Below are 13373 nucleotides of genomic sequence, written 5' to 3'. Positions count from 1 at the left end.
GGGCTTTGTGTTCTACTCCGCCGCCTCCGGGCGCTTGATCTCGTGCTTGAGGATCAGCGGCGTCTGCGCCAGCGCGAAGATCATGGTCAGCGGCATCACGCCCCAGACCTTGAACGCCACCCAGAAATCCTGGCTCTGCGTGCGCCAGACGATCTCGTTCAGCGCCGCCAGCACGAAGAAGAACAGCCCCCAGCGCAGGGTCAGCTTGCGCCAGCCCTCGGCGTCGAGCTGCAGCACGCTGTCGAGCACCAGCGCCAGCAGCGAGCGGCCGAAGAGCAGCCCGCCGAGCAGCACGCAGCCGAACAGCGTGTTCACGATGGTCGGCTTAACCTTGATGAAGAAGGCATCGTCGAGCGCGATGGTCAGCCCGCCGAACACGGTCACGACCACGGCGTTGACGATCGCCATGCGCGGCAGGTGGCGCATCAGGATCTTAGACAGCACCAGCGCCACCAGCGAGGCGGCGATGAAGATGCCGGTCGCCACGAAGATGCGCCGGTCCTCGGCCACGCCGAACAGGCGGCCGCCATAGGAATTGGCGAAGAAGAAGATCGCCAGCGGCCCGAATTCCAGCGCCAGCTTGAGCAGCGGGTTGACCGGCGCCGGCGTGCCCCGCGCGGCGCGCTGCGCCCCTGTGCCGCTCTCGCTCATGCCGTCTCTCCTTCGCCGAACCCGGCTACGGCGCGGGCGAAGTCGCGCGCCGAGAAGGGCTCCAGATCCTCGACGCTCTCGCCGACGCCGATGAAATGCACCGGCAGGCCGAAGCGCTCGGCCAGCGCCACCAGGATGCCGCCGCGCGCCGTGCCGTCGAGCTTGGTCATCACCAGCCCGGTGACGCCCGCCGTCTCGCGGAAGGCCTCGACCTGGCTGACCGCGTTCTGGCCGACCGTGGCGTCGAGCACCAGCAGCGCCGCATGCGGCGCCTGCGGGTCGAGCTTGCGGATCACCCGCACCACCTTGGCGAGCTCGTCCATCAGCCCGGTCTTGTTCTGCAGCCGGCCGGCGGTGTCGACCAGCAGCACGTCGGTGCCGGCCGCCTTCGCCTTCTGCAGCGCCTCGAAGGCAAGCCCGGCCGCGTCGGCGCCCTGCTGGCCGGACACGACCTCGGCCCCGGTGCGCGTGCCCCAGACCTTGAGCTGCTCGATCGCCGCGGCGCGGAAGGTGTCGCCCGCCGCCAGCATCACCGACTTGCCCTCGGCCCGGAACTTGGCGGCGAGCTTGCCAATCGTCGTGGTCTTGCCCGAGCCGTTGACGCCGACCATCAGGATGACGAACGGCTTCTTGCCGGTGTCGATCACCAGCGGCGCCGCGACGGGGGTGAGGATCGCCTCGACCTCGCGCGCCAGGATGGAGCGCACCTCGTCCGGATCGATCTGCTTGTCGTAGCGCCCCTCGCCCACCGCCTTGGCGATGCGCGCGGCGGTGGCGATGCCGAGATCGGCCTGGATCAGGATGTCCTCGAGGTCCTCCAGCGTGCCGGCGTCGAGCTTGCGCTTGGTGAACAGGTCGGTGATGCCGGTCGCCAGCGCCGTCGAGGTGCGCGACAGCCCATCGCGCAGGCGGCGCCACCAGCTGCGCTTCGGCTGCACCGGCTCGGGCGCCGCCAGCGGCAGCGGCCCGTCCTCGCCGAGCAGGATCTCGGGCGCAAGCGGCGCCGCGGGCTCAGGCTCGGGCGTGAGAGCGGGGACCTCCTCCGCCACGGGCTCAGGCGCGGTCTCCGGCGCCTGGGGCACGGCCTCAGCGGGCGCCTCAGGGGCGGGTTCCAATGCCGGCGACGGCTCGGCGACCGCAGCGGCTTCGGCCGTCGGCGGTGCGGCCGGCGTCTCGGGCTGCGGCTCCGGCTGGTCCAGCCCGAACAGCTTCGCGAAGAAGCCGCGCTTTTTCGGTTCGGTCTCGCTCATCGCTCGTCCTGATGCCGCATGCGCGGCGGATCGGGTTGCGTGGCCCCTCGGCCTCGTCTAGCGCAATGCCATGAGCCAGCCGGACCGACCAGCCCTTTCGCAGGACGAAACGCCTTTCGCCGTGCTGCATCGCGACGCGATGATGCTCGTCGTCGACAAGCCGGCCGGGCTTCCGGTCCATCGCGGCCCGGCGGCGAAAGGCCGCATCGTGCCGGTGCTGACCGACCATCTCGACGGCCTGCGCTTCGGCCTGCCGCGCCGGCCCGAGGTCGCCCACCGGCTCGACCGCGACACTTCGGGCTGCCTCGCCCTCGGCCGGCATCCGCGCGCCACGGCGCTGCTGAACCGGCTGTTCCGCGACGGGCTGATCGGGAAGCATTACTGGGCGGTGGTCGAGGGCGAGCCCGCGGACGAGGCGGGGCTGATCGACCTGCCGCTGGCGCGGCGCTCGCCCGAGCGCGGCTGGTGGATGAAGGTCGACCCCGCCGGCCTGCCCTCGCAGACGCGCTATCGCGTGCTCGGGCGCGGGCAGCTCGACGGCACGCCGCTGGCCTGGCTCGAGCTCTCGCCGCTGACCGGCCGCACCCACCAGCTGCGCGTCCATTGCGCGCAGAGCGGCTGGCCGATCCGCGGCGACGAGGTCTATGGCCGCGCCCCGCGCGAGGGCGGCCCGGGCCTGCACCTGCATGCGCGCGGGCTCTCCGTGCCGCTCTATCCCAAGCGTGAGCCGGTGCGCGTCACCGCGCCGCCCCCCGCCCATCACCACGCCGCGCTCGCCGCCTGCGGCTGGACGCCGGACGCCGCGCCCGACGACACCGCCGCCCGGTAGGAAGGCCGGGGCCTACGTGACCGCGTCCTTCGTGACGGAGACGCTCACCCGCTGCATGGCCGAATGGGCGATGGCCGAAGGGGCGCCCGCATCCCGCCTGTCGTGGTCATGGGTTCCGGGCTCTTCGCTGCGCGAAGCCCCGGAATGACGGTGGGCGAGGCTGCAGCACGGCGCCCCGGACCCTCCTCCGTCATTCCGGGGCGGGCCGGAGGCCCGAGCCCGGAACCCATGACCACGACATCGCTCCAGCGATCGCGCCGAGCGATGGCCGACCACTATCTTTCCGCGCCGGAGCGTAGGCTGCGACAGCCCCGACCCTGGCGGTGAAAGACGTGGATGGTCGGGACAAGCCCGACCATGACGGCCAAGGCCATTCAGCCGGGTGCACCGCCCCGACTACCGAGTTCAGTCGCGGAAATCGACCCGCACCCGCAATGACGAGGCAAGCTGCCGGCCGCTTGCGGAGGCGGATCGCGGTCCCGCTCCGGCCACGCCGGCTCACTCGTCGAGCGGGCGCGCCTCTTCCGGCAGCATGATCGGGATGCCGTCGCGGATCGGATAGGCGAGGCGCGCCGCGCGGCTGATCAGCTCCTGCCGGGCCGCGTCATAGTCCAGCGTCGTCTTGCTGACCGGGCAGACCAGGATCTCCAGGAGCTTGGGATCGATGCGCGTCGTGCCGGCGTCCTGCCGCGCGCTGTGTTCGTCCATGACCGGTTCTCCGTCTCAGCCCTGCCGGTGCGGCAGATCGGCCAGGAGCCCGGCCGCCACCATCAGCTTTGGCAGGGACAGGCCCGAATTGGCAATGGCGGAGACGGTGCCGCGCACGCGCTCGGCCTCCGCCCCGCGCCGGGCGAGCCAGGCGGCGACCGCGTCGCTGCCCGCCTCCGGCGCGCCGGCGATCTCCCGCGTCAGCCCGGCATGGGCGTCTGACAGGGTCTCGACGGCGCGCTGGCGCGCCATTCGCTCGTAATCGTCAGTGGCCGGCACCGTCGCGGCCGCCGCGGCCAGCGCCGAATGGCCGAACACCGCATCAGCCGCGAAATGGATGCGCGCCACCTCGACCACGTCCCGCCCGTCGGCGGCGGCGATGTCGACGATGTCGGTCACCTGCCCGAGCCAGGGCAGGCCGGCGATGCCCGCGGCGAGCGCCTCGGGCACGCCGTCCGCCACCAGCGCCGCGACCTTCGCCGCAAGCTGCTGCGCCGCCTCGTCCGGCAGCAGCGCGGCGAGCCACGGCTGCAGGGCGGCGACGCCGGCCGCATAGCGCTGCACGGTCTGCTCGATCGTGCCGGGACTGGCGACGCCGCGGCGCAGGAACCAGCGCATGCAGCCGACCAGCAGCTCCTGCACCGCGGTGTAGAGGCCGAGCTGCGTCGCGCCGGGGATCTGCGCGTCGAGCGCGTCGATGGCGCCGTTGAGCGGCGTCAGCCCGAAGGCGTCGCGGGTGATCGCATAGGCGGCGGCGATGGCCGGCGCCTCGGCGCCGGTCTGGTCGGCGAGCATGGTGACGATCGCCGGCCCCCCGCGGTTGACGATTGCGTTGGCGAGCTGCGTCGCGACGATCTCGCGCCGCAGCTTGTGGCCGGCGATCTCGGCGCCATAGGCCTCGCGCAGCGGCTGCGGGAAATAGCGCACAAGCTCGCTGTCGAGATAGGCGTCGTCCGGCACGTCGGAGTCGAGCAGCGCGTCGTGCAGCGCCAGCTTGGCATAGGCGAGCAGCACCGCGAGCTCCGGCCGGGCCAGCGTCTCGCCGCGCTTCTCGCGCTCGACCAACCCGGCATCGGCCGGCAGGTTCTCGACCGTGCGGTCGAGCCGGCCCTGCCGTTCCAGCTCCACCATCAGCCGGCGCAGATGCGGCAGGCCGCGCACGCCCTGGCTCTGGGCCAGCGAGAGCGCCAGCGTCTGCAGGTAGTTGTTGCGCAGCACGAGCCGCGCCACCTCGTCGGTCATGCCGGCGAGCAGCGCGTTGCGCTCGGCCTCGGGCAGGCGCCCGTCGCGGACCGGGCCGGCCAGCGCGATCTTGATGTTGACCTCGACATCGGAGGTGTTGACGCCGGCGGAGTTGTCGATCGCGTCGGTGTTGAGGCGCACCCCCGCCCCCGCCGCCTCGATGCGGCCGCGCTGGGTCATGCCGAGATTGGCGCCCTCGCCGATCACCCGGGCGCGGACCTCTGCGCCGGTGATGCGCACCGCGTCGTTGGCGCGGTCGCCGACCTGGGCGTCGGTCTCCTCGGCAGCGCGCACATAGGTGCCGATGCCGCCGAACCAGAGCAGGTCGACCGGGGCGCGCAGGATGGCGCCGATCAGCTCGGCCGGCGTCGCCTCGGCCCGGTCGAAGCCGAGCACGGCGCGGATCTCCGGCGAGAGCGCGATGCGCTTGGCCTGGCGCGAGAACACGCCGCCGCCCTTTGAGATCAACTTCGCGTCGTAATCCTGCCAGGAGGAGCGCGGCAGGGCGAAGAGGCGCCGCCGCTCGGCCAGCGCCGCCGCCGGATCGGGCGCGGGATCGAGGAAGATGTCGCGATGGTCGAAGGCGGCGACCAGCTTCGTCGCCGGCGAGAGCAGCATGCCGTTGCCGAACACGTCGCCGGACATGTCGCCGACGCCGACAGCGGTGAAGGGCGTCGTCTGGATATCGACGTCGATCTCGCGGAAATGCCGCTTCACCGCCTCCCAGGCACCGCGCGCCGTGATGCCCATGCCCTTGTGGTCATAGCCCTGCGAGCCGCCCGAGGCGAAGGCGTCGCCGAGCCAGTGATGCTTCTCGGCCGAGAGCGCGTTGGCGGTGTCGGAGAAGGTGGCGGTGCCCTTGTCGGCGGCGACGACGAGATAGGGGTCGTCGCCGTCATGGCGCACCGTATCGGCCGGCGGCACCACCGTCTCGCCGTCGAGATTGTCGGTAAGCTCGAGCAGGGTGCGCACGAAGATGCGATAACTCTCGGTGCCCTCGGCCAGCCAGGCCTGCCGGTCGCCCGGCGGCGGCAGCAGCTTCGGCACGAAGCCGCCCTTGGCGCCGACCGGCACGATCACCGCGTTCTTGACCTGCTGCGCCTTGACCAGGCCGAGCACCTCGGTGCGGAAATCCTGCGGCCGGTCGGACCAGCGCAGGCCGCCGCGCGCCACCTTGCCGAAGCGCATGTGCACGCCCTCGACTCGCGGCGAATGCACGAAGATCTCGTAGAGCGGGCGCGGCAGCGGCATGCCGTCGACCGCGGCGCAGGCGAACTTGAAGGAGATCGTCGTGCGCGGCTGCCCGTCCGGGCCGGTCTGGAAGAAATTGGTGCGCAGGATCGCGTCGATCAGGTTGACGAAGCGGCGCAGGATGCGGTCCTCGTCGAGGCTCGACACCTCGGCCAGCGCCGCCTCGATCGCGGCGCGCTCCTCCGCCATCGCGGCCTCGCGACCGGCTTCCGGCCGCTGCGGATCGAACTTCGCCAGGAACAGCGCCACCAGCCGGCCGGCAATGCCCGCATGGCGGGCGAGCGCGTCGGCGATGTAGTCCTGCGCATAGGGCGCGCCGAGCTGGCGCAGATAGCGCCCGAGCGCGCGCAGCAGCGCCGCCCCCCGCCAGGCCAGGCCGGCGGCGAGCACCAGCTGGTCGAAACGGTCGGATTCGCTCAGGCCCCGGAACTGCGCCAGCAGCGCCGCCTCGATCGCCGGCTCGAGCCTTGCAATGTCGAGCGTCCCGCCATCGGCGCGCTCCAGCGTCATGTCGTGCAGCCAGACGCGCAGCGGCGCGCCCTCGCCCTGCGCCTGCGGCGTGATGTTGAAGGTCCGCTCGTTGATGACGCCGAACCCCATATTCTCCAGCATCGGCACGCGCTCGGACAGCGACATGGCGATGCCGCGCGAGAACAGCTTGAGATTGGCGCGGGTCGGCGCGTCGCCCTCGCGCCGGTAGAGGTTAACCGTGCGCGGGCGCTCCGCCGAAAGCGTCTGGAGCAGGGCGATGTCGGCCAGCGCCTCGTCGGCCGGATAGCGGTCGCGATAGGCGGCGCCGAAGGCCTCGCCATAGCGCTCGGCCAGGCGGCGCGCATCCGGGCCGGCCTGCCGCGCCTCCAGCGCGTCCTTGAGCGCGTCGCCCCAGGTGCGCACGATCGCGCTGATGCCGGCTTCCAGCGTGGCGCGCGGGATTTCCGGGGTGCGTCCCTCGTCGCGGCCGATGATGTAGTGCGTGCGGGCGAGCGGCCCTTCCGGATAGGCCGGATAGGCGGCCGAGACGCGGCCCTGATAGATCCGCGCCAGATACTCGCCGACGCGGCGGCGCACGCCGGCGTCGTAGCGGTCCTTGGGGATGAAGACGAGCAGCGAGACGAAGCGGTCGAACTCGTCGACGCGGGCGAGCGCGCGGATGCGCGGCCGCTCGGTCAGCTGCAGCACGGCCAGCGCGAAGCGCTCCAGCGTGGCGACATCGATCTGGAAGAGCTCGTCGCGCGGATAGGCGTCGAGCACGTTCATCAGCGCCCGGCCGGAATAGCTCGAGGCGTCGAAGCCGATCCGCTTGGCGACCCGGTCGACCTTCAGGCGCAGATAGGGGATGGCACGCGCGCTGCCCGTATAGGCGTTCGAGGTCAGCAGGCCGACGATGCGCAATTCGCCCGAGAGCCGGCCGTCCGGCGTGAACAGCTTGACGCCGACATAGTCGAGATGGACGCGGCGATGCACCCGGCTCTTGACGTTCGCCTTGGTGATGATCAGCGCCTGCGGCCGCGCCAGGAAGGCGCGGATCTCGGGCGTCATCGCCACGAGTTCCTTGTTCTTGCGCAGCACCCGCACCGCCGGGTCGCGCAGGATGCCCAAGCCTGAGGATTCGATCGGGTCGGCGGCGGTGTCGCCGTCCGGGAAGCCGTAGGCGCGCACGCCGAGCAGGGTGAAGTTGTCGCCGGCGATCCATTCGAGGAACTGCAGCGCCTCGGCGACCTCGTCCTCCGGCAGCGGCGGCGGGTTGGCGCGGTAGGCCTGGATCACCTCGGTGATTCGCCCGCGCATCGCCGCCCAGTCGTCGACCGCCAGGCCGACATCGCCATAGACCCGCATCAGCCCGGCCGCGAGCGCCTCGCGGGCCTCGGGCGAATCGATGCGCGCGAGATGGATATGGATCAGGCTTTCGCGCCGCGAGCCCTCGCGGGCCCGGGCCGCCGCCTCACCGGCCAGCCCCTCGAAGCCGCCATCGCCGCGGCGGGCCACGGCCAGGATCGGATGGGCGACGAGGCTCGGCTCGTAGCCCTGCTCCGCCAGCTCGGCCAGCGTCGAATCGAGCAGGAAGGGCTTATTGTCGTTGACGACCTCCAGGATCGTCAGCTGGCGGCCGCCCCCGTCGGGGCCGCCGGCCTCGTCGCGCAGGCGCAGATTGATCTCGCCCGGCTGGCGCGGCGCGGTCAGGTGCTCGTAGGCGGCACTCGCCAGGCGCGCCAGCGTCTCCGGCGGCAGAGCGCTCAGATCCTCGGCGACGACCCGGCCGTAGAGCAGGGCCGGAAACCCCGGCGGCATCGCGGTGAGCGCCTCTGCAGCCGCCTCGATCCGCGCCACCGCCGCAGCCGTGGCATCGATATCCCGCTTCGCCATGCCGGTCGTCCCCCTGCTATGGTCAGGCAGCGATGACATAGCAGGTCGATCGCTGCAACTTTCGTCGGACGGGGCCGCCCTTGCCAGGCGGGCCCGCCCCGCCCGATCCTGAGGCGAACCGGGACGAGGAGGGACGTGATGGCGCCCAAGCGTGACAATCCGATGGTCGGCGAGCAGCCGGCGCGGCAGGACGTCTCACCGGCGCCGACCGCGCTCGGGCTGAGCCAGGGTGCGCTCTCGCCGGAGATGACCGCCTATTTCGCCAAATGCGAGGAGAAGCTCGGCTACGTCCCGAACGTCCTGCTGGCCTATGCGCATGACGATGCCAAGCTCCAGGCCTTCGCCACCTTCTACAACGACCTGATGCTGGCGCCCTCGGGTCTCTCCAAGCTCGAGCGCGAGATGATCGCCGTCGTCGTCTCCAGCCTGAACCGCTGCTATTACTGCCTGACCGCCCATGGCCAGGCGGTGCGCCAGCTCTCGGGCGATCCGGTGCTCGGCGAGATGCTGGTGATGAACTACCGGGCGGCCGCGCTCTCGCCGCGCCACCGCGCCATGCTCGATTTCGCGGCGAAGATGACGGAGGCCTCCCACCGGCTCGAGGAGGAGGACCGGCAGGCACTGCGCGCGGCCGGCTTCGGCGAGCGCGACATCTGGGACATCGCTGCGGTGGCGAGCTTCTTCAACATGTCGAACCGCATGGCCTCGGCGATCGACATGCGGCCGAACCCGCAATATCACGGCGCCTCGCGCTGAGGGGCCCGTCGGCGCACCGGGCGCCGGCGCAGATGCCGCCAGAGCCCGTAGGCGAAGATCACGACGCCCGCGACGAAGCTCGGCACGAAGAGCTGAAGCGCCTCCCAGTCGTGCCATTGCAGGGTGACGCGACCGCAGCCGGTCGGCTTCATGCCGCAGGCGAAGGCGTTGAGGGCGTACCAGCCGGCGAAGGTCGCGCCGGCCAGGATGAGCCCGAGCGCCATCATCACGCGATATCTCATCGCCGGGCGCCCGGCGCCGCCCGCGTCACAGGATCACCACCTTGTTCGGCAGTTCGTCGACATCGTCGCCGGCGCGCGGGGCGTGCTGCGCCAGCACGTCGCCGACATCGGCCACCGCCGCGATCAGCCCGTCGCGCAGCCGGTCCTCGCTGGCGGCGAGCAGCAGCCGCTCGATGATGCCGCGCCAGCTCTCCGCCTCGACGCGCGCATGCACGAAGCTGTCGGCCAGGATCTCGGCATAGCGCTCGCGCAGCGCGACATAGAGCATCACCCCGGTGCGCCCGCGCGTCTCGGCCAGCCCGCGCGCGGTGAATTCGCGCAGCGCCGCGTCATGGGCGTGGCGGCGCTTGACGAAGCGCGGCACGAAGGCGCCGCCGCGGCCGTACCAGAGCAGCGTCACCAGCAGCACCGCCGCGGTCACCAGCTGGATCAGGAAGATGCGCGGGGCGCTGGTCATGGTCAGCCAGAGCAGCGGCCAGGGCACCAGCAGGGCGAGCCCGAGCGCGATCACCACCGGCAGCGCCAGATAGCTGCCGGCCGCCCGCTCGATCACCACGACGATCTCGCCCGCCGTGCGCGTCTCGGCCTGCCGGATGGCGTTCGCGACCGCGTCGCGATCTTCCGCGCTCAGCATCTCACCAGTCTCCCGAAGCCCCGCCGCCGCCGGAGGAGCCGCCGCCGCCCGAGAATCCGCCACCGGACCCCGAGCTCCAGCCGCCCGACCAGCCGCCGCCTCCGCCCCAGCCCGAACTGCCGCCCGACGGCGGCAGCACGATCCAGCGTCCGTCGCGGGTGCGGTGGCCGCGGGCGGCGCCGCCGCGCGCCCCGGCCTCCATCAGGATCATCACGATCACCGCGAAGACGAACAGGCTGGCGACCAGCATGATCAGCGATTCGGCGCCGCTGCTGCCGTCTTCGCGGATCTCGGCGCGGCGCTGCCACTCCTCGGCGTCGCCGGCCAGGATCGACAGGATGGCGTCGACGCCGGCCTCGATGCCGCCGGCGAAATCGCCGGTGCGGAATTTCGGCGTGATCGCCGTGGTGATGATCACCCGCGACAGCGCGTCGGTCAGCGCGCCCTCGAGCCCGTAGCCGACCTCGATGCGCACCTTGCGCTCGTTGGGGGCGACGAGCAGCAGCACGCCGTTGTTCTTGGTCTTGCCGCCGAGCGCCCAGTGCCGGAACAGCCCGTTGGCGAATTCCTCGATCGTCACGCCCTGCAGGCCCGGCAGGGTCGCGACCACGAGCTGGTCGGAGGTCTTGCCCTCATGCGCGGCAAGCTTGGCGGCGATCCGGTCCCGCGCCGCGGCATCGAGCAGCCCGGCGCCGTCGACGATCCGGCCGGTCAGCGCCGGGTAGCTCGGCTCGGCCCGCGCCGGCGCGAGCGCCGCAGCCAGCACGAGCAGGACGAGCGCCAGCCCGAGCCTTGCGGCCCGGACGCGCCCGCGCGTCACGCTCTCCGGCACGGCCATGGCCGGCGGCGGATCAGAACTTCACCGCCGGCGGCCGCTCGGCACCCGCCGTCGCCGTGAAGCTCTCCAGCGGCTTGGCGCCCCAGAACAGCTTGGCCCAGATCATGCCCGGGAAGGTGCGGATCTCGGTGTTGAAGGCCTGCACCGCCTGGATGTAGTCGCGGCGCGCCACGGCGACGCGGTTCTCGGTGCCCTCAAGCTGCGACTGCAGCGCCAGGAAGTTCTGGTTCGACTTCAGCTCCGGATAGCGCTCGACCGTCACCATCAGCCGGCCCAGCGCGCCGCTGAGCTGGTTCTGGGCGTCCTGGTATTCCTTGAACTTGGCCGGGTCGGTGATCGTCGAGGCGTCGACCTTGACCTGCGTCGCCTTGGCCCGCGCCTCGATCACCTGGGTGAGCACCTCGCGCTCCTGCTGGGCATAGCCCTTCACCGTCTCGACCAGGTTGGGGATCAGGTCGGCGCGGCGCTGGTACTGGTTCTGCACCTCGCCCCAGGCCGCCTTGGCGCGCTCCTCAAGCGTCGGCACATTGTTGACCCCGCAGCCTGCCAGGACGAGGCCGACGAGGCCGAGTGCGAGCCAGCTGAGCGCCGGGCGCGGGAAACGGAACAGTGCGGACGTCATGCTGGTCACCCCTGACAGCGGGACTGGAACTCTCGCGCGACCATTAACCGGCGCGCGTCGCGGATCAACCGGGTCTCGCCCGGCCGCGCGCGACCATGCGCGCAGCTTTGCGACGAGACCGTGGCGGACGAGATCCCGCGTCGCGCCGCGCGGCCGGGCGGGATAAGCTCGGTGCGAAGGCGCCCGACCGCCCCCGGCGCGCGCAGTGGAGAAAGACGATGCGCAGCGCCCCCTCGCGATACGGCCCGGCCCTCGCCTTGGCACTGCTCATCGGCTGCGCCGCCGCGAGCACGGGCCGGAGCGTGGCGCAGGAGGCGCCGGCGCCCGAGGCGGCCACCGGCCGCAGCACCCGCACGCTGGAGAGCGCGCAGCGCCACATGGTCGCCGCCGCCAACCCGCTCGCCGCCGCGACCGGGCGCGAGATCCTGCGCGCCGGCGGCAGCGCGGTCGATGCCGCCATCGCGGTCCAGCTCGTGCTCAACCTGGTCGAGCCGCAGAGCTCCGGCATCGGCGGCGGCGCCTTCCTGCTGCACTGGCACGAGGGCGAGCGCCGGCTGGTGACGCTGGACGGGCGCGAGACCGCCCCGGCCGCCGCCCGGCCCGAGCGCTTCATCGGCCCCGACGGCAAGCCGATGCCGTTCATGGCGGCGGTGGTCGGCGGCCGCTCGGTCGGCGTGCCGGGGCTGGTGCGGCTGCTCGAGGATGCGCATCGCCGCTGGGGCCGCCTGCCCTGGGCCGCCCTGTTCGCGCCGGCGATCGCGCTGGCCGAGGACGGCTTCGCCATCTCGCCGCGCCTGGCCGGCCTGCTGGCGCTCGACCCGGCGCTGGCCGCCGATCCGCGCGCCGCGGCGCTGTTCTATCGCGCGGACGGCAGCGCCAAGCCGGCCGGCACCGTGCTGCGCAACCCCGCCTTCGCCGCGACGCTGCGCGCCATCGCCGCCGGCGGGGCCGCGGCCTTCTACGAGGGCGCGATCGCCCGCGACATCGTCGCGACCGTGACCGGCCATGCCGGCAATCCCGGCGATCTCGACCTCGCCGACCTCGAAGCCTATCGCGTCGTCGAGCGCGCGCCGATCTGCGGCCGCTACCGCGTCTATCGGATCTGCGGCATGGGGCCGCCGAGCTCCGGCGCCATCGCCGTCCAGCAGATCCTCGGCCTGGTCGAGGGCGCCGACCTCGCCCGGCTGGGTCCTGGCCCCGAGGCGGTCCACCTGCTCGCCGAGGCCGGCCGGCTCGCCTTCGCCGACCGGGCGATGTATCTCGCCGACCCCGCCTTCGTCGCGGTTCCGGCGCAAGGCCTGGTCGATCCCGGCTATATCCGCGAGCGCGCCCGGCTGATCCGGCGGGATCGCGCCATGGGCAAGGCCAGCGCCGGCACCCCGCCGAACCGGCGCGCCGGGCTGATGGCGCCCTCGGACGGCATCGAGAACGGCACCAGCCACATCTCGGTGGTCGACCGCGACGGCAATGCGGTGGCGATGACCACGACGATCGAATCCGGCTTCGGCGCCCGGCTGATGACGGCGGGCGGCTTCCTGCTCAACAACCAGCTCACCGATTTCGCCTTCCTGCCGGAGGAGGATGGCAGGCCCGTCGCCAACCGGGTCGAGCCCGGCAAGCGGCCGCGCTCCTCAATGGCGCCGACCATCGTCTTCGATGCCTTCGACCGGCTCTACGTCGTCACCGGCTCGCCGGGCGGCAGCCAGATCATCGGCTATGTCGCCAAGACGTTGGTGGCGCTGCTCGACTGGAAGCGCGACCCGCAGGCTGCGGTCGACCTGCCCAATAGCGGCAACCGCAACGGGCCGACCGAGCTGGAGCGCGGCACCGAGGCCGAAGGCTGGCGCGCGGCGCTGGAGGCGAAGGGCCACGCGGTGCGCCTCGTCGAGATGACCTCGGGCATCCAGGCGATCGTCAGGACGCCCGAGGGCTTTCTCGGCGGCGCGGACGGCCGCCGCGAGGGCGTCGCCATCGGCGACTGAACGC

Annotated in this window: 11 protein-coding genes; 3 read left to right on the top strand and 8 right to left on the bottom strand. The window is 72.3% G+C overall.

Annotation, left to right across the window (positions count from 1 at the left end):
- Positions 1-12 precede the first annotated feature (12 nt).
- The gene (locus ABE438_RS19445) at positions 13-651 is read right to left on the bottom strand and encodes a septation protein A (RefSeq protein ID WP_346504331.1); all 639 of its coding nucleotides are present in this window, start codon (positions 649-651) and stop codon (positions 13-15) included.
- Positions 648-1901, bottom strand: coding sequence for a signal recognition particle-docking protein FtsY (gene ftsY / locus ABE438_RS19440; protein ID WP_346504330.1), 1254 nt, complete (start codon positions 1899-1901; stop codon positions 648-650). Before ftsY ends, ABE438_RS19445 begins: the two co-directional genes overlap by 4 nt.
- A 70-nt stretch (positions 1902-1971) precedes the next feature.
- On the opposite strand from ftsY, the gene ABE438_RS19435 reads away from it, so the two are divergent.
- Positions 1972-2730: an RluA family pseudouridine synthase gene (locus ABE438_RS19435; RefSeq protein WP_346504329.1), complete on the top strand. Its 759-nt coding sequence runs from the start codon at positions 1972-1974 to the stop codon at positions 2728-2730.
- A gap of 498 nt (positions 2731-3228) precedes the next feature.
- Here ABE438_RS19435 and ABE438_RS19430 read toward each other — a convergent pair whose 3' ends face one another.
- Together ABE438_RS19430 and ABE438_RS19425 are read right to left on the bottom strand one after the other, a co-directional pair.
- Positions 3229-3438, bottom strand: coding sequence for a Trm112 family protein (locus ABE438_RS19430; protein ID WP_346504328.1), 210 nt, complete (start codon positions 3436-3438; stop codon positions 3229-3231).
- Positions 3439-3453: 15 nt separating this feature from the next.
- Positions 3454-8295 (bottom strand): NAD-glutamate dehydrogenase, encoded by a 4842-nt coding sequence (locus ABE438_RS19425; protein WP_346504327.1) that lies wholly within the window; start codon positions 8293-8295, stop codon positions 3454-3456.
- Between the two features lie 162 nt (positions 8296-8457).
- On the opposite strand from ABE438_RS19425, the gene ABE438_RS19420 reads away from it, so the two are divergent.
- On the top strand, positions 8458-9051 hold the full coding sequence (locus ABE438_RS19420) for a peroxidase-related enzyme (protein WP_465248643.1): 594 nt from the start codon (positions 8458-8460) through the stop codon (positions 9049-9051).
- On the opposite strand, the gene ABE438_RS19415 is transcribed toward ABE438_RS19420, so the two are convergent.
- From ABE438_RS19415 to ABE438_RS19400, 4 genes are read right to left on the bottom strand one after another with little or no spacing between them, the layout of a single operon-like run.
- Positions 9033-9293: a hypothetical protein gene (locus ABE438_RS19415; protein WP_346504325.1), complete on the bottom strand. Its 261-nt coding sequence runs from the start codon at positions 9291-9293 to the stop codon at positions 9033-9035. The two genes, ABE438_RS19420 and ABE438_RS19415, sit on opposite strands and share 19 nt — an antisense overlap.
- 25 nt (positions 9294-9318) lie before the next feature.
- Positions 9319-9927 carry a TPM domain-containing protein gene (locus ABE438_RS19410; protein WP_346504324.1) on the bottom strand — a complete coding sequence of 203 codons (609 nt, stop codon included), beginning with the start codon at positions 9925-9927 and terminating at the stop codon, positions 9319-9321.
- A gap of 1 nt (position 9928) precedes the next feature.
- Entirely contained in the window at positions 9929-10765 is an 837-nt protein-coding gene (locus ABE438_RS19405) for a TPM domain-containing protein (protein ID WP_346504323.1), read from the bottom strand.
- Positions 10766-10778: 13 nt separating this feature from the next.
- Positions 10779-11387, bottom strand: a complete 609-nt coding sequence (locus tag ABE438_RS19400) for a LemA family protein (protein ID WP_346504322.1) — start codon at positions 11385-11387, stop codon at positions 10779-10781.
- Positions 11388-11605: 218 nt separating this feature from the next.
- On the opposite strand from ABE438_RS19400, the gene ggt reads away from it, so the two are divergent.
- Positions 11606-13369: a gamma-glutamyltransferase gene (gene ggt / locus ABE438_RS19395; RefSeq protein ID WP_346504321.1), complete on the top strand. Its 1764-nt coding sequence runs from the start codon at positions 11606-11608 to the stop codon at positions 13367-13369.
- Positions 13370-13373: the final 4 nt, after the last annotated feature.

The organism is Allobosea sp. TWI1241 (assembly GCF_039673065.1).
Taxonomy (GTDB): Bacteria; Pseudomonadota; Alphaproteobacteria; order Rhizobiales; family Beijerinckiaceae; genus Allobosea.
Note: the sequence above shows the minus strand (reverse complement) of the source record. Positions and strands in the feature narration are given on the sequence as shown.